The organism is Methylobacterium oryzihabitans (assembly GCF_004004555.2).
Taxonomy (GTDB): domain Bacteria; phylum Pseudomonadota; class Alphaproteobacteria; order Rhizobiales; family Beijerinckiaceae; genus Methylobacterium; species Methylobacterium oryzihabitans.
Genome location: NZ_SACP01000028.1, coordinates 36,014 through 57,065, shown reverse-complemented (window position 1 = coordinate 57,065; position 21,052 = coordinate 36,014). Strand labels below are relative to the sequence as shown.

Below are 21,052 nucleotides of genomic sequence, written 5' to 3'. Positions count from 1 at the left end.
CGGCCGGATGCCATGAACGGAACACCGACGCCCGGCCCTCGCGGCCGGGCGTCGTCGTTTGGGGACGTCACCCTCCGTCAGGGTTAACCCCGCCTTCAGCCCTCGCGCGCACCTTGCCGCGATGCTGTTTCGCGCCTCCCCCTCGCCCGACCGGAACGCCGAGGTCGAGATCCTGCCCCCGGAGGCGCCGCGGCCCCGGGCCGGCACGGTCCGCTCCGCCTTCCCGGCGGTCGAGACCGTCGAGGCCGACCTGTCGGCGGCGATGGCCGTTCTCGGCACCCGTGACCGCGAAGTCGCCGGCGGGCTCGGCGACCTGCGCCGACGCCTCGCCGGGCTGGATTCGGCCCTCGCCGAGGCGGGCGACGAGGCCGCGGCAGCGCGCGGACGCGGGCTTCGCCTCGCCGAGGGCGCCGGGGCGCTCGCCGGCGAGGCCGAGAGCCTCGCCCGGGTCCTGGCCCAGGCCGGCCGCCACCTCGATCAGGCCGGCGAGGGGGGCGAGGAGACCCGCTCCCGCCTCGCCGAGCTGGAGGGGGCCTGCGCCGACCTCGACGGGGTCGTGGCGGCGATGGAGGCGGCGGCGCGCCAGACCCATCGCCTCGCCGTCACCGCGCTGATCGAGGCCGCGCGGCTCGGCACCGACGGCGGCGGGATCGCGCGGCTCGCCGACGACATCCGGGCGGTCTCGGCCGAGAGCAGCCGGCGCGCCGAGGCCGCCCGCCGCACCGCCGGCCGGCTGCGGCACGGGGTCGACGCCACTGCCCGCTCGGTCGGGCTCGCCATCGGGCCGGTCGACCGCCTGCGCCCGGCCGTCGCCACCTTCCACCGCGCCGCCGACGAGCAGGCCGGGGCGGTCCGCGACCTCGCCGCCGAGGCCCGCACCCTCTCCGACGCCCTCGACGGCGACCGCCACCGCCGGCTCGCCGCCCTGCTGCGCGAGACCGACGCCGCCTGCCGCGATCTCGCCGGCACCGCGACCGGGGCCGGCATCGCCCAGGCCGGGCGGATCGCCGCCGCCCTGCGCCAGAGCGAGATCGGCGACCGCCGGGTCCACGACCGCTACCCGGTCGACTGGCTCGCCCGGGTCGGCAACTGGGGCCTCGGCCGGGTGCGCGACGTCGGCCGCGGCGGCCTGCTGCTGGAGCCGCCGGAAGGCTGCGGAGCGTCGCCCGGCACCGTCCTCGCCCTCGACCTGCGCGGCCTCGGGCCCGCCCGGGTGGCGGTGGTCGGAAGGAGCCCGCGCGGCCTGCACTGCGCCTTCCCGGAGGCCGACCCGCCGGTCTGGCTGCCGACCGTGCTGGCCCGGATCGCGGAGGAGCACGCGCCCTTCGTCGCCGCCGCCCGGGAGATGGCGGAGACGGTCGGGCGGGCGCTGGAGGACGCGGTCAGCGCCGGCCGGCTCGCCGCCGGCGCCCTGTTCGCCCCGGATTACCGGCCGGTGCCGGGCACGACCCCGCCGCAATACCGGAGCGCGGCCTCGGACGTCCTCGACGCGGCGCCGCCCTCGCTCCCGGACGAGCCCGGCATCGTCGCGGTCCGGGTGATCGACCGGCAGGGCCACGCGCTGCGGCCCGACCGCCGCTTCCACGACGATGCCGCCGGCCTCGCGGCGGCGCGCTCGGCCCGCGCGTTCCTGGTCCAGGCGCTGCCGCCGGAGGGGGCGGGCCGCCTCGCGCCCCTGCGCGCGGTCTCGGCGCCGGTGCGCGTCCGCGGCCGCCACTGGGGCGCGGTGCGGATCGTCTGCCGGCCCGGGGCGGCGGGGGCCGCTCATACGATCGCCGACTGATCGCTCGGCGACTGCGTTGCGGTCGCCGAGCGCTGCGGATTGCGAAATCGTATCACCCCACCGACCCGACGATCCGCTCGAATGCCTCGCGGACGGCCTCCCGCTCCTCGGCGAGGCGAGTGAGCAGGGCGGCCTCGTCGGGCAGGCCGGCGGCGGCGGCGAGGCGGGCGCGGAGCGCCGGGGCGGTGTCGCGGCCGAAGGCGCCCTCGACCATCAGCCGCTGCCAGTGGTGGACGTCGTCGAGCAGCCGGTAGGCGACGGCGAGCCGCGCGGCGTCGACCGGGGCGATCAGGCCGGTCTCGCCCGCCCGCGCCAGCACCGCCTCGGGGTCGAGGCCGAGCAGGGCCGGATCGGTGGCGGCGTGCGACAGCACCAGCGCCTGGGCGAGGAAGTCGAGATCGGTGAGCCCGCCCGGCGACAGCTTGAGGTCGTAGGGACCGCCGTCGCCCTTGTCGCGGGCGATGCGGGCGCGCATGTCGCGCACCTCGGCCCGCACCGTCTCCGCGTCCCGGGGCGCCGCGACGATCCCGGCGACCGCCGCCCGGACCGCCCCGGCGAGGTCGGAATCGCCGGCGAGCACCCGGGCGCGCGACAGCGCCATGTGCTCCCACAGGCCGGCCTCCTCGTGGAAATACGGCACGAAGCGGCCCCACTGCCCGGCGACCGGGCCCTGGCCGCCACCGGGGCGCAGGCGCAGGTCGACCTCGTAGAGCCGGCCGCGGCGGGTCGGAGCGGTGAGCGCCGAGACGAGCCGCTGGGTCAGGCGGTTGTGGTAGACGGCCGCGTCGAGCCGGCGCGGGCCGTCGCTCTCGCGGTTCTCAGGGTCGAAGTCGTACAGCACCACGAGGTCGAGGTCGGAGGTCGCGGTGAGCTGGCCCGAGCCGAGGCGGCCGAGGCCGAGCACCACCATGCGGCCGCCGGGCACCGCCCCGTGCTCGGCCGCGAAGGCCCGCCGCACCGCCGCGAGCGATTCCGCCACGGCGGCCTGCGCGATGCCGGCATAGGCCCGCCCGGCCGCGGCGGGCGGCAGGATGCCGGAGAGCAGCCGCGCCCCGGTGACGAAGCGCAGGTGCCGGGCGGCGTCGCGGCAGCGGTCGAGGAAATCCTCGACGTCGCGGGGCTCGCCGAGCAGGGCGCGGAACTGCGCCGCCAGGGCATCGGCCCCGGCGACCGGGGCGACGAAGGCCGGGTCGATCACCGCGTCGAGGACGTGGGGGCTGAACGCCACCGTGTCGGCGAGCCGCGGCGCGGTACCGAGCAGGTCGGCGAAGAGCAGCCGCAGCCGCTCGTGCGAGCGCAGGATGGTCAGCAGCTCGACCGCGGCCGGCATCCGCCCGAAGGCGCGGTCGAGGGCGGCGAGCGCCCCGTCCGGGTCGGCGGTGCCGGCGAGCGCCTGGACCAGGGCCGGGACCAGCTCGGTCAGCACCTCGCGGGCGCGCGGGCTCGTCACCGCCGCCCGGCGGCCGAAATGCCAGCCGCGGATCGTCTCGGTCGCGACCTCCGGCTGGCGGAAGCCGAGGCGGCGCAGGGTCGCGAGGGTGGCCGGGTCGTCGTCGGAGCCGCTGAACACGAGGTCGCCGACCTCCGCCGAGAGGTCGGGCTCGGCCTCGAACAGCAGGGCGTAGTGGCCCTGGACCCGGCGGGCCTGCGCCACCAGTGCGGCGCCGAAGGCGGCGGCGTCGGGGTAGCCGCAGAACCGGGCGAAGCGCTCCAGCCGGGCGGGATCGTCGGGCAGGCGCTGGGTCTGCTCGTCGGCGACCATCTGGAGCCGGTGCTCGACGGTGCGCAGGAAGCGGTAGGCCTCGGCCAGCTCGTCGCGGGCCTGCGGGGTGATCCAGCCCTCGTCGTGGAGCGCGGCGAGCATCCGCAGCGTCCGGCGGCCGCGCAGGGACGGGCGCCGGCCGCCGAAGACGAGCTGCTGGGTCTGGACGAAGAACTCGACCTCGCGGATGCCGCCGCGGCCGAGCTTGATGTCGTGGCCGGCGACCGCGACGGCGTCGTGGCCGCGCACGGCGTGGATCTGCCGCTTCATCGCGTGGACGTCGGCGATCGAGGCGAAGTCGAAATACTTGCGCCAGACGAAGGGCCGCAGTTCCGCCAGCACCGATTCGGCGAGGGGGATGTCGCCGGCGACCGGCCGGGCCTTGATGAAGGCCGCCCGCTCCCAGTTCTGCCCGACGGTCTCGTAATAGGTGTAGGCCGAGGCCAGGGACAGGGCGGTCGGGGTGGCGCCGGGATCGGGGCGCAGGCGGTAGTCGACCCGGTGGACGTAGCCGTCGGCGGTGCGCTCCTGCAGCAGCTTGCCGAGGGTCTGGGCCAGCCGGCTGAAGAACGGCGTCGCCTCGACGCCCTCGCGCAGGGGGGCGCTGGCGGGGTCGAAGAACACGATGAGGTCGATGTCGCTGGAATAGTTCAGCTCGCCGGCGCCGTGCTTGCCCATGGCGAGCACGATCAGGCCGGAGCCGGCCTGGGGCTCGGCCGGGTCGCGCGGGTGGAACCGCCCGGTGGCGGCGGCCTCGTGCAGCACCGCGTCGGTGGCGGCCAGCACCGAGGCGTCGGCGAAGTCCGAGAGCGCCGCCGTCACCTCCTCGAGCGACCACACCCCGCCGACGTCGCAGAGCGCCACCAGCAGCGCCAGGGCGCCGCGGTTGCGGCGCAGGGTCCGCATCACCGCGTCCCGGGGCTGCCCGGCGGCCCCGGCGGCGCGCTGGGCGGCGACGAGCCCGGCCAGGGACGCCTCCGGCGGGGCGGCCAGCAGGCCGGCGAGATGGGCGGGGTCGCGGGTGGCGAGGCCCCACAGGAACGAGGAATGGTCGGCGAGCCCGAGGAGCAGGGCGCGGACCGGGCCATCGTGCCGCAGGTCGTCCGCGAGGACGGCGAGGTCGGCCGAGTCCGCCGCCGCGGCGGCGAGGTCGGCGACGCGGTCGCGGGCCCGCCCGGGATCGGCGAGGACCGGGGCGGCGGACAGCAGGGCGCGGAGAGCGGAGTCGGTCACGGGGCCTCCGGGGCGGGGGCCGCCGGCAGGCGCAGCACCGCGCGCAGGCCCGGCCCGTGGTCCTCGATCAGGAGCGCACCGTCGTGCAGGCGGGCGATGGCCGCGACGAGGCTGAGCCCGAGGCCGAAGCCGGGACGGCTGCGGGCGGTCTCCAGACGGACGAAGCGGCCGAGCACCCGGGCGCGGTCCTCCTCCGGGATGCCGGGGCCGCGATCGGCCACCGCCAGCACCACGGCGTCGCCGTCGCGGGCGGCCGAGACGGCGACGACCGGCTCGCCGCCGGCGCCGTATTTCAGGGCGTTGTCGATCAGGTTCGCCATCGCCTGCCCGATCAGCTCGCGGCTCCCGTGGACGACGAGGCCCGGGGCGGCCTGCGCCGTCACCGTCACCCCGCGCTCCTCCGCCACCGCTTCGTACAACTCCGCGACCTCGAGGGCGACCGCGCCGGCGTCGAAATCCGCGAGGTCGGCGCGGCTGCTGCCGGCCTCCAGCCGGGCGATCATCAGGAGCGCGTTGAACACCCGGATCAGGTTGTCGCTCTCCTCGATCGTGGCTTCGAGCGCGGCGCGCAGCACCGCCGGGTCGTCGGAGCCGAGCGCCGCGTCGGCCTTGTTGCGCAGGCGCGTCAGCGGCGTCTTGAGGTCGTGGGCGATGTTGTCGGAGACCTCGCGCATGCCGCGCATCAGCTCGCCGATGCGGTCGAGCATCGCGTTGAGGTTGCGGGCGAGACGGTCCAGCTCGTCGCCGGTGCCGGCGAGGGCGAGGCGGCCGTCGAGGTCGCCCGCCATGATGCCGCGGGTGATGCCCGTCATGTCGTCGACCCGCTTGAGCACCCGGCGGGCGATGAACAGGCTGCCGAGGAAGCCGAGGCCGACGACGAGGAGCAGCGACCAGCCGAAGGCCCGGGCGATCACCGCCCGCAGGCGGTCGCGCTCGTCGACGTCGCGCCCGACCAGCAGGCGGAAGCCCCCCGGCAGGGTGAAGATGCGCACGATCGCCCGGTGGGTCAGGCTGTCGCCGTCGGTTCCGCGGCCGTAGGCGGTCTCGGTCTGGCCGGGCTCGGCGAGCACGCCGGGCGGCAGCGCCTCGACGTTGCCGGCGACGTGCTCCCCGGCCGGGGTGGTGACGAGGTAGAGCGAGGCGCCGGGCTCGCGCGAGCGCCGCTCGACCACCGCGACGAGCCGGCGCAGGCCGCCGGCGGCGTACTGGTCCGACAGCCCGCTGATCTCGGCCTCGATGGTCGAGACGATCTGGTCGTCGAGCACCCGGCGGGCGTTCCAGGCGACGTAGCCGAGGACGAAGAACGCGAAGGCGGCGAAGACCGCGAGGTAGACGAGGGAGAGCTTGAACGCGGTGGTGCGAAACAGCGTCGACAGCCGCGTCCACGCCCCGTCCGGGCGCGGCTCCGGAGGGGATTCCCGGCGCGGCGCCGGATCGAACGCGGCCGGGGCGCTCACGCCTCGCCGCCGGCCCGCACCATGTAGCCGGCCCCCCGCACGGTGTGGATCATCGCCCGCTCGAAGCCCTTGTCGATCTTGGCGCGCAGGCGCGAGACGTGGACGTCGATGACGTTGGTCTGCGGGTCGAAATGGTAGTCCCAGACGTGCTCCAGCAGCATCGTGCGGGTGACGACCTGCCCGGCATGGCGCATGAGGTATTCGAGCAGCCGGAATTCCCGCGGCTGGAGCACGATCTCCTGGCCGGCCCGGGTGACCCGGTGCGACAGGCGGTCGAGTTCGAGGTCGCCGACCCGGTAGGCGGTGGGCTCGGCCCCGGCCGAGGCCGAGCCGCGGCGGCGCGCCAGCACCTCGCTGCGGGCGAGCAGCTCGGAGAAGGCGTAGGGCTTGGGCAGGTAGTCGTCGCCGCCCGCCCGCAGGCCCTTGACCCGGTCGTCGACCTGCCCGAGGGCCGAGAGGATCAGCACCGGCGTGCCGACCTCCTGCTCGCGCAGGGAGCGGATCAGCGACAGGCCGTCGAGCTTCGGCAGCATCCGGTCGACCACGAGCACGTCGTAGTCGCCCTCGCGGGCCATCGCGTAGCCGTCGAGGCCGTCATGGGCGAGGTCGGCGACGTGGCCGGCTTCCCGGAAGGCCTTGGAGAGGTAGGACGCCGCCTCGCGGTCGTCCTCGATGATGAGAAGGCGCATTTCCGGCATTGTAGCGCACGCCCTTGCGAAAGTGGGCACCGGATTCGTCGGGGCGACGTCCCAAAATGGCCCGACGGGCGGCCGGGGGCTTGCCGCCGCGTCGGGCTTCGCCGGAGGGCGGCAGGCCGGGTGGGGGGCACCCGGCCTGCCGGGCCGGACCGCCGATCCTCGTGGGGGCGACGAGTGAGGATGCGGCGGCCTCGCGGCCCTCCGAGCAGGGGCTGCCCGGATCCTGGGGAGCGCATCCTCCGCCGGATCGGCGGAGGATGCGCGGGCCCGAGCGGTGCGGCGCCTGTGCTGGGGGGAGGCGACGCCGCCCGCTCCGGCGACGCTCCCTGTGTAGCGGGCGCCGGCTTACGCCCGCGTCTCCGGATCGTGAACTTTCGGAAAGGTGGCGCTTCTACCGCCGTGCGGGCCGCCGGGGCGCCTGGCCGTCTCCGGCCCGGGTCGCGAGCCAGACGACGTGCCGCCGCCCGCGCCCGGCGCTCGCCGGCACGCGGATCTCCTCGACCGCGAAGCCGCAGCGCCGCAACCGGCCCGCGAAGGCGTCCTGGGGTCCCTCCGACCAGATCCCCAGGATGCCGCCGGGCCGCAGCCGCGCCCCCGCGCGGGCCAGGCCGCCGGCGTCGTAGAGCCGGTCGTTCTCCTCGCGCAGCAGTCCCTCCGGGCCGTTGTCGACGTCGAGCAGGATCGCGTCGTAGCCGTCCCGGCCGGCCGCCAGGGCGTCGAACACGTCGGTCTCGCGCACCTCGACCCGCGGGTCGTCGAGGCTGCCGGCGAACAGGGGGCCGAGCGGCCCGCGGGCCCATTCGACCACCGCCGGCACCAGTTCGGCCACCACCACGCGGGCGTCGGGCCGCAGGACCGCCAGGGCGGCCCGGAGGGTGAAGCCCATCCCGAGCCCGCCGATCAGCACCGCCGCCCGCGGCCGCTCGCGCAGGCGCCCGCAGGCGATCTCGGCCAGGGCGACCTCCGAGCCGCTGCGCCGGCTGTTCATCAGCTCGTTCTGGCCGATGACGATCGCGAATTCGTCGCCGCGCCGCATCAGGCGCAGGGTGCCGTCCTCCCCCGGGACGGTGCCGGTACCGAGCTGGACCCAGGGGATCACGGGCGGGCTCCTTGCAGGTTCGCGGCGCGGGGCCGCCGGGAGCGGGCAGGCTCCGAGGCACGCGCCGGCTACCTTGCCCGCGGCAGGTTCGTGGAAGCCGGGACGGCGACGTCCCGTAAAGGACATCCCGCCACGGGTCGAGCCAGGAGCGAGAATCCGACAGGGCAATCGGGTGAAACCCGATTGTCGATCCGGCGGGCGCGAAGAGCGCCCCGCGCAGCGGGTCCGGGAGGACGAATGTCCTCCCGGACGCAGAGCGGAGCGAAGCCAAGGTCGCGGCGACACGGCGTGTCGCGCGCGGCCGCCGGCGCCTGAGGCCAAGCAAGAAACCCAGGGCCATCGGGCTTCACCCGATTGCCCTGGAGAATCCGACGGTCGCAGGAGAATCCGCGCCCTCTCCGGGGCGCCCCCGCGGTCGGGGCCGGTTGCAAGCAGCCGGCCGTCAGGACATATCGGGAACACCCCGGGCGGCCCTCCGTCGCCCCACCCTCGGGCAGCCATGGCCAAGTCCCACCAGACCTTCGTCTGCCAGTCCTGCGGCGCGGTCTACAACCGCTGGCGCGGGCGCTGCGAGGCCTGCAACGGCTGGAACACGATCGTCGAGGAGACCGCGGCGGCCGGCCCCGCCACCGGGCCGGCGGCGACGCGGCCGGGCCGGGCACGCGGGCGGGTGTTCCCGCTCGAAGGGCTGACCGGCGAGGCCAAGGAGGCGCCGCGCACCGCCTCGGGCATCGCCGAACTCGACCGCGTGACCGGCGGCGGCTTCGTGCGCGGGTCGGTCATCCTGCTCGGGGGTGATCCCGGCATCGGCAAGTCGACCCTGCTGATGCAGGCCTCGGCCGCGATGGCGCAAAGCGGCGAGCGGGTCGCCTACATCTCCGGCGAAGAGGCGGTCGGGCAGGTGCGGCTGCGGGCCGAGCGCCTCGGGCTCGCCGGGGCACCGGTGGAACTCGCCGCCGAGACCAACGTCGAGGACATCGTCACGACCCTCGGCCAGGGCCGTCCGCCGGGACTGGCGATCATCGACTCGATCCAGACGATGTGGACCGAGACGGTGGATTCCGCACCCGGCACGGTCACGCAGGTGCGGGGCTCGGCCCAGGCGCTGATCCGCTTCGCCAAGACCACCGGCACCGCCGTCATCCTGGTCGGCCACGTCACCAAGGACGGGCAGATCGCAGGACCCCGGGTCGTCGAGCACATGGTCGATGCGGTCGCCTCGTTCGAGGGCGACCAGGGCCACCATTTCCGCATCCTGCGGGCGGTGAAGAACCGCTTCGGCCCCACCGACGAGATCGGGGTGTTCGAGATGACCGACGGCGGACTGGCCGAGGTGCCGAACCCCTCCGCCCTGTTCCTCGCCGGGCGCGACCTCGCGGCGCCCGGCACCGCGGTCTTCGCCGGCATGGAGGGCACGCGCCCGCTGCTGGTCGAGATCCAGGCCCTCGTCGCGCCCTCGGCGCTCGGCATGCCGCGCCGGGCGGTGGTCGGCTGGGACCCCAACCGCCTCTCGATGGTGCTCGCGGTGCTGGAGGCCCATGCCGGGCTGCGGCTCGGCGCCCACGACGTCTACCTCAACGTCGCGGGGGGCCTGCGCATCACCGAGCCGGCGGCCGACCTCGCGGTGGCGGCGGCCCTGGTCTCGTCGCTGTCGGGCACGCCGCTGCCGTCCGAGACGGTGTATTTCGGCGAGGTCGGCCTGTCGGGGGCGATCCGCCCGGTGGCGCAGGCCCCGGCGCGGCTCAAGGAGGCGCAGAAGCTCGGCTTCGCCCGGGCGCTGATGCCCCAGGGGCGCGGCGAGCCCGGGGAGCGCGGCGGGCTGCCGGCGGAGTCGCTGCGCCACATCGCCGACCTCGTGGCTGGCGTTGCCAGCGCAGGCGTTGCCAGCGCAGGCGGCGGCCGGATCGGCCGACGCAACCGGCCGGCGGCCTACGAGCCGGACGAGTGATACGATGTCCGTATCGCGAAGCGATCGGTCGGAACTCGCATGAGGCGGACGGGCTTGCCCTGCGGCCCGCGCGAAGGCATGCCTGTCTCCACAGAAAATTCATCGTCCGCGCCCGCAGAAGCAGAACCTCGCCCGTGACCCCTTCGCGCCGCCTGGCCCTCGCGCTCCTCCTCGCCGCGGCTCCCGCCCACGCTCAAACCCAGGCGCCGCCGCCGGCCGCGAGCGCCCCCGACTTCGCCCGGCTGGAGGCGGCCCAGAGCGCCGCCAACGACAAGCCCGGGCCGCGCACCGTGCCGGGCCGCCGGATCCCGGTGCCCGGCACGGTGAGCCCGGAACTCCAGGCGGCGATCGCCGCGCCCTATCGCAGCCCGGCCTGGAACGCCGACCCCGCCGGCCCGGCCGAGTGGAAGGCGCTGGTCGGCAGGCTCGCCGCCCAGACGGCGGCCTCCCTGCCGGCCCTGCGCGAGCGCCTCGGCGTGGTGGCGACGCCGGAGGTGATCGGCGGGGTGCGCGCCTGGATCATCGCCCCCAGGGAGGTGCCGGAGCGCAACCGCAACCGCCTGCTCGTCCACATCCACGGCGGCGGCTACGTCTACAACCCGGGCGAGGCCGGCACCCTGGAGGCGGTGCTGATGGCGGCCTTCGGCAAGTTCACCGTGATCTCGTTCGACTACCGCATGCCGCCCGACGCCCCCTACCCCGCGGCGATGGACGACGCGATGGCGGTGTGGAAGGCGGCGCTGACCCTTCAGCGGCCCGAGAACATGGCGGTGTTCGGCACCTCGACCGGCGGCGGCATGACGCTGGCCCTGATGCTGCGGGCGCGCCAGGAGGGCGTGAGCCTGCCCGCCGCGATCGCGCCCGGCACGCCGTGGTCCGACCTCACCGAGACCGGCGACAGCTACAAGGCCAACGAGTGGCTCGACAACGTGCTGGTCTCCTATGACGGCTACCTCAACCGCGCCGCGGCGCTCTACGCCGCCGGCCGCGACCTGAAGGACCCGCAGCTCTCGCCGATCTACGGCGACCTGCGCGGCCTGCCGCCGACGATCCTGACCACCGGCACCCGCGACCTGTTCCTGTCCAACACCGTGCGCACCCACCGCAAGCTGCGCCAGGCCGGGGTCGAGGCGTCGCTCCAGGTGTTCGAGGGCATGAGCCACGCCCAGTACCTGTTCGACCCCGACGCGCCCGAGACCCGCGAGGTGTTCGGCGAGATCGCGGCGTTCCTCGACAAGCATCTCGGCACCGAGCGGGCGCCGCAATAGGACGGCTTGCCGGCCGTGCGATTCCGCGCGATCACCGCGTCCCTTGCGCGATCCGGGGCGACGCCATGACCGTGACATCCGACGTCCTCTCCGCGATCGGCGGCACGCCGCTGATCCGGCTGCGCCGGGCCTCGGAGGAGACCGGCTGCACGATCCTCGGCAAGGCCGAGTTCATGAATCCCGGCGGGTCGGTGAAGGACCGCGCCGCCCTGTCGATGGTCGAGGCGGCGGAGCGCGACGGGCGGATCCGGCCCGGCGGCACCATCGTCGAGGGCACGGCGGGCAATACCGGCATCGGCCTCGCGATGGTGGCGGCCGCCCGCGGCTACCGCACGGTGATCGTGATCCCCGAGACGCAATCGGCCGAGAAGAAGCTGGCCCTGCGGCTCGCCGGAGCGAGCCTCGTCGAGGTGCCGGCGGTACCGTTCGCCAACCCGAACAACTACGTCAGGGTCGCCGGCCGCCTCGCCGGGCGGCTCGCCGCCACCGAGCCGGGCGGGGCGTTCTTCGCCGACCAGTTCGACAACACGGCCAACCGCGACGCCCACGTCGCCACGACCGGGCCGGAGATCTGGGACGCGACCGGCGGCCGGGTCGACGGCTTCGTCTGCGCGGCGGGCACCGGCGGCACGCTCGCCGGCGTCGCCGCGGCGCTGCGGGCGCGCAACCCGAACGTCACGATCGGGCTCGCCGACCCGCAGGGTTCGGCGCTGCACCGCCACTACGCCACCGGCATTCTGAAGGCCGAGGGCAACTCGATCACCGAGGGCATCGGCCAGGGCCGGATCACCGGCAACCTCGACGGCTTCCGGCCCGACGTGAGCGACGAGATCTCCGACGCCGAGGCGCTGCCGCTGGTCTTCGGCCTGCTCGCCGAGGAGGGCCTGTGCCTCGGCGGCTCGTCGGGGATCAACGTCGCCGGCGCGATCCGCCTCGCCCGCCGCCTCGGACCCGGCCACACGGTGGTGACCATCCTGTGCGACGGCGGCGCCCGCTACGCCTCGAAGCTGTTCGATCCCGGCTTCCTGCGCGCGCGCGACCTGCCGGTGCCGTCCTGGCTCGCCGAGCCGCGGGTGATCGATCCGGGGCTGGCGTGAGCCGGTCCCGCGAGCGATCGGTACAATTCGATCGACCGGGGACGGTGTCCCGTTAAGGACCTTCGGGAGTTCCGGCAAGACGAGGCGCACCAGCGCCGAAAACCACGGCCGATTTGTCCGGCCTTGACCTTCTGTCAATCCTCGACCCTGCACAACGGAACCCGAGACGAGCGCCGACGCCTCGATCTCGTTCCGTAGCAACGGCAGACTTCCGGCGCCGGGCGCGGGTGCGATCATCACGACGTGATCGCCCGCCGTCTCGTGCCCGGCGTGTTTCGAGGGGATGGACGATGAAGAGTTTCCTGTTCGGTGCGGCGGTGCTCGCGGCTTTGGCCGCCCCGGCGCAGGCCCGCAACTTCGCGGTGCCGGACAAGAACCCGGCCGTGATCCTCTCGGTGCCCGACAAGTGGGACGTCGACGAGATCGAGTACGGTTACTCGGCGAAGTCGCCCGACGGCGGCATCTTCTTCTCGGTCGAGTATGCCGGCAAGAAGAATATCGATCGCATGGTCGCCGCCAACAAGAAGTGGATGAAAGAGAACAAGATCGACGCAAACGTCAAGCCGCAGGAGCGGCAGATGGATTTCGGCGGCACCAAGGGGGAGGTGGTGCGGTTCGACACCACCGACGCCAACGGCAAGACCCTGGTCGACTTCGTGTTCCTGGATGGCGGCGGCGATCAGGTGGTCATGCTGACGCTGTGGGGCTCCGAGGAGGAGCGCGCCGACAACAAGGCCGCGGTCGCCGCGATCATGGCCAGCGTCAAGCCGATCAACTGAGCCTGAACCCCCCTAGGAGAACCGACCGATGACGATGATGACGCGCCTCGCCGGGCTGGCCGCCGCCGCCCTGATCTGCACCACCGCCGGCGCCGGGGCGGCCCGGGCCGCCGACGATTTCTGGTCCGGGACCCGCAAGGCCCCCGCCGCCCGGGCCGAGCCGGCGCCGGCTGCCGCCGCGAAGGCCCCGACCCTCGCCGACCTCGCCGCCGCCGAGCAGGCGGTGGTCGATGTCTGGACCCGTCTGCCCTTCGAGCCCCGCCGGGCGATGTTCGTGCGCGAGAAGGCGGAGGTCTTCGGCGGCTACGACGCGCGCCCGACCTCGGTCTTCACCCAGGGCGAGACGCTGCTGAGCTACATCGAGCCGGCCGGCTACGGCTGGAAGCCGGTCGGTTCCGACACGGTCGAGTTCGGGATCACGGCGGATTTCGAGATCCTCGACCGGGCCGGCAAGGTCCTGGCCGGCCAGAAGGGGCTGCTGAATTCCCGTCTCGTCTCCCACGCGAAGAACCGGGAGTTCTTCATCAACCTGTCGATGAGCCTCGACGGTGCGCCTCCCGGCGACTACGTGCTCGCCTACATCCTGACCGACGCCGCGACAGGCCGCACGACCCGGGTCGAGCAGCCCTTCACCCTGCGGGCCGGCACGGCCAAGGCCGACCCGGCCGCGGTCAGCCCTCCTCCGGCTCCGGGCCGCGGGTGACGTCGAGGGCGCCGTCGCCCTTCGACCCCTCCCTGCCCGCGTCCCTGCGGGCGGGGCGCTCCGGCGGCTTCAGCGCCACGGTCGCGCCGGTGCGGGCGGCCTCGTAGATCGCCTCCATCAGGATCTGGTCCTGGAGCCCTTCCTCGCCGGGCGTGCGCGGCTGGCGGTTCTCCAGGATGCAGGTCGCCATGTGGTCGAGTTCGAGGGCGAACTGGTTGCGCACGGCGAGCGCCCGCTCCTCGCGCGCCTCCGACTTGCCCTCGCGGTGATTCAGGATCAGGCGCTGGCCCTCGTACGCGAAGGCGTTCTGGAGCGTCAGCGACGCGCCCTCGCCCTGGATCATCAGCGAGCGGGTCTCGTGGGCGCCGTAGCTGGTGCTGCACTGGGCCATGACGCCGGACGGGAAGCGCAGGGTGAACGCGACGCTCTCCTCGACCTCGCGGTAGAGCGGGTCGTCGGGGGATTGGATCTGCGCCTGCACCGAGACCGGCTCCTCGCCGGTGAGCGCCCGCACGCCGTTGAGGCAGTAGAGCCCGATGTCGGGCAGCGCCCCGCCGCCGGCGAGGGCCGCCTTCAGCCGCCACTGCTCCGGCAGGCTCATCGTCTGGGCGTTGACCGCCTGGATCAGCTTCGGCCGGCCGAGCTTGCCCGAGCGGTAGAGCCGCACGACCTCGCGGTTGTGCGGCTCGTACTGGCAGCGATAGGCGATCATCAGCTTCACGTTCGCCTGGGCGCAGGCGTCGATCATCGCCCGCGCCTCCGCCGCGGAGGCGGCCATCGGCTTCTCGCACAGGACGTGCTTGCCGGCCTTGGCGGCGGCGAGAACCTGGTCGCGATGGAGCGCGTTCGGGGTGACGACGTAGACCGCCTTGACCGCCGGGTTCCGCGCCAGGGCGTCCCAGCCGTCGTAGCCGTGGACCGCCTCGGGGGCGATGCCGTACTGCGCCGCCACCGCCTTGGCCTTCTCGGGCGAGCCCGACATCAGCGCCACGGGGCGCGCCTTGCGGCTCTCGCCGAAGGCCGGGAGGATCTCCTCGAGGCTGAGCCGGCCGAGCCCGACGACCGCGAACCCGACCCGCTCGCCCGGGGGCAGCGGCGCCGGCGGCGGGGGTGCGGGCCGGTCGGAGGGGCCGCGCCAGTTCGGAAACGTCACCCGGCCGTTCTCGACCTTGCCGGTATCGACCGGCACCTGCGGCCCGGGCGTCTGCGCCGCGGCGCCGCCGAGACCCGCGAGCGTCGCGCCGCCGGCCAGCATCAGGGAACGGCGCGAGAGGGTGGTCAGGTCGTCCGGCATGAGCCTCGCCCGGAAGAGGAATCGTGCCGGGCGAACGTATCGCGGGTGGCGGGGTTCCGGACATGCGAAGGGCCGGCACGGGGCCGGCCCTCGCGGATCGCTGCGAGCGCGGTTACTCGCCCGCCATCATCTCCGGCGAGAAGTGGCCGCACCAGTCGCCGGCCGAGACCACCGGCCACAGGCCGTGATCCTGGGGTCCCGGCTGGCTCACCGGCGGGTTGAACCGGCACAGGCCCTCGTCGCCCTGCGCGGCGGCGCCGTTCAGCTTGTGGTCGTCGTAGAACCGGCAGCTCCGGCACATCGCGTTCTGGGTCATGTCGGCCATGGTGGCGCCTCCCGTCTCGCCCGTCGCCGCGAGGGCGGGACGGGCACATTAGAAGATTTCCAATCGGGCTGATAACGGGCGGCGTCCCGGCCCGGTTCCCGGACGTCCACAGCCATCCGACGCGGCGCTGCGCCGCCTTGAACAAAGGGCGAACGTGTCGCATCTCGTCACGATGGACGACGCGCTGAAGACAAAACTCGGCATCCTCGCCGACGCCGCCAAGTACGACGCCTCCTGCGCCTCCTCGGGCGCCCCGAAGCGCCGGGCGGCGAAGGACGGGCTCGGGTCGACCACGGGAGCGGGGATCTGCCACGCCTACACGCCGGACGGGCGCTGCGTCTCGCTGCTCAAGATCCTGCTGACCAACTACTGCCTGTTCGACTGCGCCTATTGCGTCAACCGGCGATCGTCCAACGTGCGGCGCGCGGCCTTCACCGTCGAGGAGGTCGTGACCCTCACGGTGGAGTTCTACAAGCGCAACACCATCGAGGGGCTGTTCCTCTCGTCGGGCATCATCCGCTCGCCCGACCACACCATGGAGCGGATGATCCGGGTCGCGAAGACCCTGCGCCAGAAGCACGGGTTCCGCGGCTACATCCACCTCAAGACCATTCCCGAGGCGAGCCCGTGGCTGATCGAGCAGGCCGGGCTGTTCGCCGACCGGCTGTCGATCAACCTGGAATTGCCGAGCGAGGCCAGCCTGGAGCGCCTTGCCCCCGAGAAGGACGGCGCCGCGATCGAGACCGCGATGGGCCAGATGCGCGAGCGCATCGCCGAGGCGAAGGAGGAGCGCCGCCGCTTCTCGCCGGCCGGGCAGTCGACCCAGGTCATCGTCGGGGCCGACGCCACCACCGACGAGGCGCTGATCCGCAAGAGCGCGGCGCTCTACGACCGGCACGACCTCAAGCGGGTCTATTATTCCGCCTTCAGTCCGATCCCGGACGGGACCGCGATCCTGCCGCTGAAGGCGCCGCCGCTCCAGCGCGAGCACCGGCTCTACCAGGCCGACTGGCTGCTGCGGTACTATGCGTTCACCCCCGACGACGTGGCGCAGGCGGCCGAGGGCGGGATGCTCGCCCTCGACATCGACCCGAAGCTCGCCTTCGCGCTCAAGCACCGCGAGCGGTTTCCCGTCGACGTGAACACCGCCGACCGTGAGTTGCTGCTGCGGGTGCCGGGGCTCGGGGTGCGGGCGGTCGACCGGATCGTGGCGGCGCGGCGCCACGCGCGGCTGCGCCTCGACGACGTCGCGCGGCTGACCTCCGGCCTCAAGCGCGCCCGGCCGTTCCTGGTCGCCGCCGACTACACCCCGGGCGGCCTCGGCGACCGGCTGGATCTGCGCACCCGCCTCGCCGAGCCGCCGCAGCAGCTCAGCCTGTTCGGATGAGCCGGTTCGAATGAGTCCTCTGCGCAGCGTCCGCCTCGGACCGGGGGCCGACCTCGCCGGCTTCCGGGCCGCCTGCCGGAGCCTGATCGCGGCCGGCGTGCCGCCCGAGGCCGTGGGATGGACCGAAGCCCGCGAGCCCGGCCTGTTCGGCGCGGCCGGGGACGAGAGCGGCCCGCCCCTGCGCCTGCCGCGGGCCGTCGCCGATCTGGTCCCGGCGGTGCTGCCCCACCGCGACCCGGAGCGCCACGCCCTGCTCTACCGGCTGATCTGGCGGGTCGGCGCGGGCGAGCGCCACCTGCTCGAGGTCGCAAGCGACCCGCTGGTCCACCGGCTGCTGCGGATGCGCAAGGCGGTCGGCCGCGACCTGCACAAGATGCATGCCTTCCTGCGCTTCCGCCGGGTGCCGGGAGCGGGCGCCCGGGAGACATTCGCCGCGTGGTTCGAGCCCGACCACCACATCCTGGAGGCCGCGGCGCCGTTCTTCGTCGCGCGCTTTCCCGCCTTCGACTGGTCGATCCTGACGCCCGACGGCTCGGCGCACTGGGACGGCGCGGCGCTCGTCTTCGGTCCGCCGGGGCGGCGCGAGGACGTGCCGGCCGACGATCCCTTCGAGGACGGCTGGTGCCATTACTACGCCACCACCTTCAACCCGGCCCGCACCAACCCGGCGGCGATGCGGGCCGAGATGCCGAAGAAGTACTGGCGCAACCTGCCGGAGGCGGCGGCGATTCCCGCGCTGGTGCGCGGCGCGCAAGGCCGGGTCGCCGCGATGATCGAGCGCGAGCCGGTCCTGCCGGCCAAGCGGGTCCCGGCCCGGGCACTTGCCGCGATGGCGGAGCAGGAGCCGGATTCCCTCGACGCCCTCAACGCGGTGATCCGCCGCTCCGAGCCGCTGGTGCCGGGGGCGACGCAGGCGGTGCTCGGCGAGGGGCCGGTCGGGGCGGCGATCGCCTTCGTGGGCGAGCAGCCGGGCGACCAGGAGGACCTTCAGGGCCGCCCCTTCGTCGGGCCGGCCGGTCGCCTGCTGACCCGCGCGATGGCCGAGGCCGGCCTCGACCGCGACGCCGCCTACCTCACCAATGCGGTCAAGCACTTCAAGTTCGAGCAGCGCGGCAAGCGCCGCATCCACCAGAGCCCGACCGCCGGCGAGGTCAGCCACTACCGCTGGTGGCTCGACCGCGAACTGGCCTTCGTGGCGCCGCGGCTCGTGGTGGCGCTCGGCGCGACCGCCGTCCTGGCGCTGACCGGCCGCCCGATCCCGGTCACCCGCGCCCGCGGGCCGGCCGAGTTCCCGGGACGGCCGTTCCGCGGCTTCGTCACCGTCCACCCGTCCTACCTGCTGCGCCTGCCGGACGAAGCCCGGGACGAGGCCTACGTCGCCTTCGTGGACGATCTGCGCCGGGTTCGGGCGACGGCCGGGACGCTGACCGTGTGATACCGATCATCGCCTCGCGAGGCGGTTTCACGGCGATCCCGCAGGAATCGCCCGAAGCGATCGATCGGAAGCAGGATCATACGATTTCCGATTGATCGCTCGGCGATCCCTTGCGGGATCGCTTCGCGATGCGGAAATCGACTCCGCTCAGGTGCGCGCAGAGCTTTGCTCTGCGCCGCGCGGGCTGATGATACGGAATCCGGAAGCAATCTTCCGGATTCCGTATCACACGCAGTAGATCGCGACGGTGTGGTGAACCAGCGCGAACTCGATGCCGGCACGGCGCAGGGCCGCGACGGCGGTGCCGTGGCTGCGCGAGGTTTCCGGCACCACCTCGTCGTTCTCCAGGCGGCGGATCGTCGAGAGCGACAGGCCGCTCGCGTGGGCCAGATCGTGCATCGACCAGTCGAGCAGCCCGCGGGCGGCGCGGATGTGCCGGCCCCGGATCGCCCGCCCCGGATGGCGGCCGCCGGGTCCCCCGTCCGAGGAAGCGACGGACGGCGTGCCGCGGCCGCACCCGTCCGCCGGGCTGCTCAGGAGGCAGCCGAGCGACGGCTCGATGGGCAGGGACACCGGATTGGCCAAGAGGGTACTCGTCACGACGAGGTGTTTCCCAAAAACTGCTGCGGCAACCGGGAGTAGCAAATTTCGCGTCGATCTGCAATGCGAAGGTTGAATTGATCGTGTCGCCGTCGAGTATATGCGCAATATTGATAGGCATTTCGCAATCCCGATAGTCATGGCGACGACTGCGGGAGTGCTCCGGTCCGAAGGAGACGCCCCGCCTTGCCCGGCGGCGCTCGGCCCGTCATGCGGAATCCGAATGATCGCCCGGCGGTTCCTGCGGAATCGCTTCAGGCGACCGCAAGCGGGCGCGGGCGCGACGCGGATTCCGGCTTCGCTCACGCCTGTGAAGCCTCCGGCTCCACCGCGCGGGCTGACGATACGATGACGGGAACGAATCGTCCGGACCTCGTATCGTCAGCCATCAAGGTCGGTTTGCCGCCGGCGCGCGCCGGTCTCGACCCGCCGGAGGCCGCCGCGACCGGCGGAGGCCCGCCTCCGGCGAAAGGCGATTTTTACAACCAGAGATTTTATCGAGGAAGGCAGACAAGTCTTCCGATAGAGCCGGCACTGCCCCTCGAAGGTCACCGAGACTTCTTCCTGCGATCCTCATGGCCAGGGCAGCGATGTCGGGGACTCTCGTCCTGTGACGCGGTTGCGTATCGTTCGACTGGATTGCCCTTCGGGCCGTTCGGCGGCCTGGACACGGCTCGAGGTCCGCAAGCTGGCCCGAGCGCAGCCGGGCGGCGGCCGGGATCGGCACGCTGTCGGACGACACCGCGGCCGCGGCGCGCTCGGCCGGCGAGCGGCTGCAGGCGACGATCGCGCATTTCCGCCGCGAGGCCGCGCACCGGACGCGGGCGGCCGGCGGCCTTCCGCCGCCGGTTCCGACCATGCTACGAACCGAGGCTCCAGGGGCGGCTAACCTCCTGCCCTTCCTCGACAAAGCCCGGTTACGCACCATGCCCGCCATCGACGCCGCCGCCTTTCTCCGGGATCTCCACGCCCTGCGCGAGATCGGCCGCTTCCGCACCGGCGTGCATCGCCCGACCTACTCGCCGCAGGACATGGAATCCCGGCGCTGGCTGATGGACCGGATGGCGGAATGCGGCCTCGACCCGTCGATCGACGGGGTCGGCACCGTGCTCGGGCGCCATCCCGGGCCGGGTCCGCACCTGCTGGTCGGCAGCCACATCGAGACCCAGAACGAGGCCGGCTGGCTCGACGGGGCGCTCGGCGTCGTCGCGGGCCTCGCCCTCGCCCGGGCCGGGCTGCCGGTCGACGTCGTCGCCTTCGCCGACGAGGAGGGGCATTTCGACGTCGGCTTCCTCGGCAGCCGCTCGGCGATCGGCGACCTCGCCGAGGCCGAGATCGATGCCGGCCGCAACAGCCACGACGGCACGCCCCTGCGCGACGCCCTGGCGGCGGCGGGCCTCGCGGGCCTGCCGCGCCTGCGCCTCGATCCCGCCCGCTACCGCGGCTTCCTCGAGATGCACATCGAGCAGGGGACGCGGCTGGAGGGCGCCGGCCACGCGGTCGGCATCGTCACCGGCATCGTGGCGATCTGGCAGTGGCGCATCGTGATCGAGGGCGGGCAGGACCATGCCGGCGGCACCACCATGGCCGAGCGGCGCGACGCCGGCCTCGCCGCCGTGCGGCTGCTCGCGGCGATCGACCGGGAGTTTCCGCGCCTGTGCGGCGAGGCCAGTACCTGGACCACCGGGCGCATCGTCCTCGATCCGGGGGCGGCGAGCATCATCCCGGGCCGGGCCGAGATCCTGTTCCAGTTCCGCGACGTCGCGGTGCCGGTGCTGGAGCGGATGGAGGCCGGCCTGCGGGCGCTGGTGCGGGAGAGCAACCGGCGCGAGCGCTGCACCGCCCGGCTGGAGGCGGTGTCGCGCGCCACGCCCGCCCTGTGCGATCCGGACCTGATGCGGGCCCTGTCCGGGGCGGCCGAGGCGATCTGCCCCGGCAACTGGCAGGCCCTGCCCTCGGGCGCCGGCCACGACGCCCAGAACCTCGCCCGCATCATGCCAGCCGCGATGCTGTTCGTGCCCTCGATCGGCGGGGTCAGCCACCACTGGGCCGAGGACACCCGCGAGGAGGATCTCGTGCAGGGCCTCCGCGTCCTCGGCGAGGCCGCGGAGCGGATCCTGGCCGGCTGAGACTCGGGCGGGCGCCCGCCCGCCGCCCGCGCCGCGACCGCCACGGCGGATGGCC

Annotated in this window: 16 protein-coding genes; 9 read left to right on the top strand and 7 right to left on the bottom strand. The window is 74.0% G+C overall.

Annotation, left to right across the window (positions count from 1 at the left end; all coding sequences use genetic code 11):
* Positions 1-121 precede the first annotated feature (121 nt).
* The gene (locus EOE48_RS30290; protein ID WP_127733106.1) at positions 122-1,783 is read left to right on the top strand and encodes a methyl-accepting chemotaxis protein; all 1,662 of its coding nucleotides are present in this window, start codon (positions 122-124) and stop codon (positions 1,781-1,783) included.
* A gap of 52 nt (positions 1,784-1,835) precedes the next feature.
* Here EOE48_RS30290 and EOE48_RS22410 read toward each other — a convergent pair whose 3' ends face one another.
* The 4 genes from EOE48_RS22410 to EOE48_RS22395 form a co-directional block, all read right to left on the bottom strand.
* Positions 1,836-4,778, bottom strand: coding sequence for a bifunctional [glutamine synthetase] adenylyltransferase/[glutamine synthetase]-adenylyl-L-tyrosine phosphorylase (locus EOE48_RS22410; protein WP_127733105.1), 2,943 nt, complete (start codon positions 4,776-4,778; stop codon positions 1,836-1,838).
* A complete protein-coding gene (locus EOE48_RS22405) occupies positions 4,775-6,154 on the bottom strand; it encodes a sensor histidine kinase (protein WP_246154714.1) in 1,380 nt (459 codons plus the stop codon). The genes EOE48_RS22410 and EOE48_RS22405 overlap by 4 nt, the downstream gene beginning before the upstream one ends.
* A gap of 77 nt (positions 6,155-6,231) precedes the next feature.
* Positions 6,232-6,924, bottom strand: a complete 693-nt coding sequence (locus tag EOE48_RS22400) for a response regulator transcription factor (RefSeq protein ID WP_127733103.1) — start codon at positions 6,922-6,924, stop codon at positions 6,232-6,234.
* 400 nt (positions 6,925-7,324) lie between these two features.
* The gene (locus EOE48_RS22395) at positions 7,325-8,032 is read right to left on the bottom strand and encodes a spermidine synthase (protein WP_127733102.1); all 708 of its coding nucleotides are present in this window, start codon (positions 8,030-8,032) and stop codon (positions 7,325-7,327) included.
* Between the two features lie 499 nt (positions 8,033-8,531).
* Here EOE48_RS22395 and radA point away from each other — a divergent pair, with 499 nt between their 5' ends.
* The 5 genes from radA (at position 8,532) to EOE48_RS22370 (ending at position 13,827) form a co-directional block, all read left to right on the top strand.
* Entirely contained in the window at positions 8,532-9,980 is a 1,449-nt protein-coding gene (gene radA / locus EOE48_RS22390; RefSeq protein WP_127733101.1) for a DNA repair protein RadA, read from the top strand.
* A 134-nt stretch (positions 9,981-10,114) separates the two neighbouring features.
* A complete protein-coding gene (locus EOE48_RS22385) occupies positions 10,115-11,248 on the top strand; it encodes an alpha/beta hydrolase (protein WP_246154708.1) in 1,134 nt (377 codons plus the stop codon).
* Between the two features lie 65 nt (positions 11,249-11,313).
* On the top strand, positions 11,314-12,345 hold the full coding sequence (locus tag EOE48_RS22380; protein ID WP_127733100.1) for a cysteine synthase A: 1,032 nt from the start codon (positions 11,314-11,316) through the stop codon (positions 12,343-12,345).
* 290 nt (positions 12,346-12,635) lie between these two features.
* Complete coding sequence (locus tag EOE48_RS22375) at positions 12,636-13,124, top strand: hypothetical protein (protein WP_127733099.1); 489 nt, start codon at positions 12,636-12,638, stop codon at positions 13,122-13,124.
* Between the two features lie 28 nt (positions 13,125-13,152).
* A complete protein-coding gene (locus EOE48_RS22370; protein ID WP_127733098.1) occupies positions 13,153-13,827 on the top strand; it encodes a hypothetical protein in 675 nt (224 codons plus the stop codon).
* On the opposite strand, the gene EOE48_RS22365 is transcribed toward EOE48_RS22370, so the two are convergent.
* Both EOE48_RS22365 and EOE48_RS22360 read right to left on the bottom strand, forming a co-directional pair.
* A complete protein-coding gene (locus EOE48_RS22365; RefSeq protein ID WP_127733097.1) occupies positions 13,796-15,121 on the bottom strand; it encodes a Gfo/Idh/MocA family protein in 1,326 nt (441 codons plus the stop codon). The genes EOE48_RS22370 and EOE48_RS22365 overlap by 32 nt on opposite strands.
* Before the next feature lie 112 nt (positions 15,122-15,233).
* Positions 15,234-15,446, bottom strand: coding sequence for a hypothetical protein (locus EOE48_RS22360; RefSeq protein WP_127733096.1), 213 nt, complete (start codon positions 15,444-15,446; stop codon positions 15,234-15,236).
* A 172-nt stretch (positions 15,447-15,618) separates the two neighbouring features.
* Between EOE48_RS22360 and EOE48_RS22355 the strand changes: the two genes are divergently transcribed.
* Both EOE48_RS22355 and EOE48_RS22350 read left to right on the top strand, forming a co-directional pair.
* On the top strand, positions 15,619-16,833 hold the full coding sequence (locus EOE48_RS22355) for a putative DNA modification/repair radical SAM protein (RefSeq protein ID WP_127733133.1): 1,215 nt from the start codon (positions 15,619-15,621) through the stop codon (positions 16,831-16,833).
* A 10-nt stretch (positions 16,834-16,843) separates the two neighbouring features.
* On the top strand, positions 16,844-18,268 hold the full coding sequence (locus EOE48_RS22350; RefSeq protein ID WP_187371512.1) for a UdgX family uracil-DNA binding protein: 1,425 nt from the start codon (positions 16,844-16,846) through the stop codon (positions 18,266-18,268).
* A gap of 225 nt (positions 18,269-18,493) precedes the next feature.
* On the opposite strand, the gene EOE48_RS22345 is transcribed toward EOE48_RS22350, so the two are convergent.
* On the bottom strand, positions 18,494-18,868 hold the full coding sequence (locus EOE48_RS22345) for a helix-turn-helix domain-containing protein (protein WP_246154707.1): 375 nt from the start codon (positions 18,866-18,868) through the stop codon (positions 18,494-18,496).
* A gap of 926 nt (positions 18,869-19,794) precedes the next feature.
* On the opposite strand from EOE48_RS22345, the gene EOE48_RS22340 reads away from it, so the two are divergent.
* A complete protein-coding gene (locus EOE48_RS22340) occupies positions 19,795-20,997 on the top strand; it encodes a Zn-dependent hydrolase (protein ID WP_127733095.1) in 1,203 nt (400 codons plus the stop codon).
* The last annotated feature ends 55 nt before the right edge of the window (positions 20,998-21,052 follow it).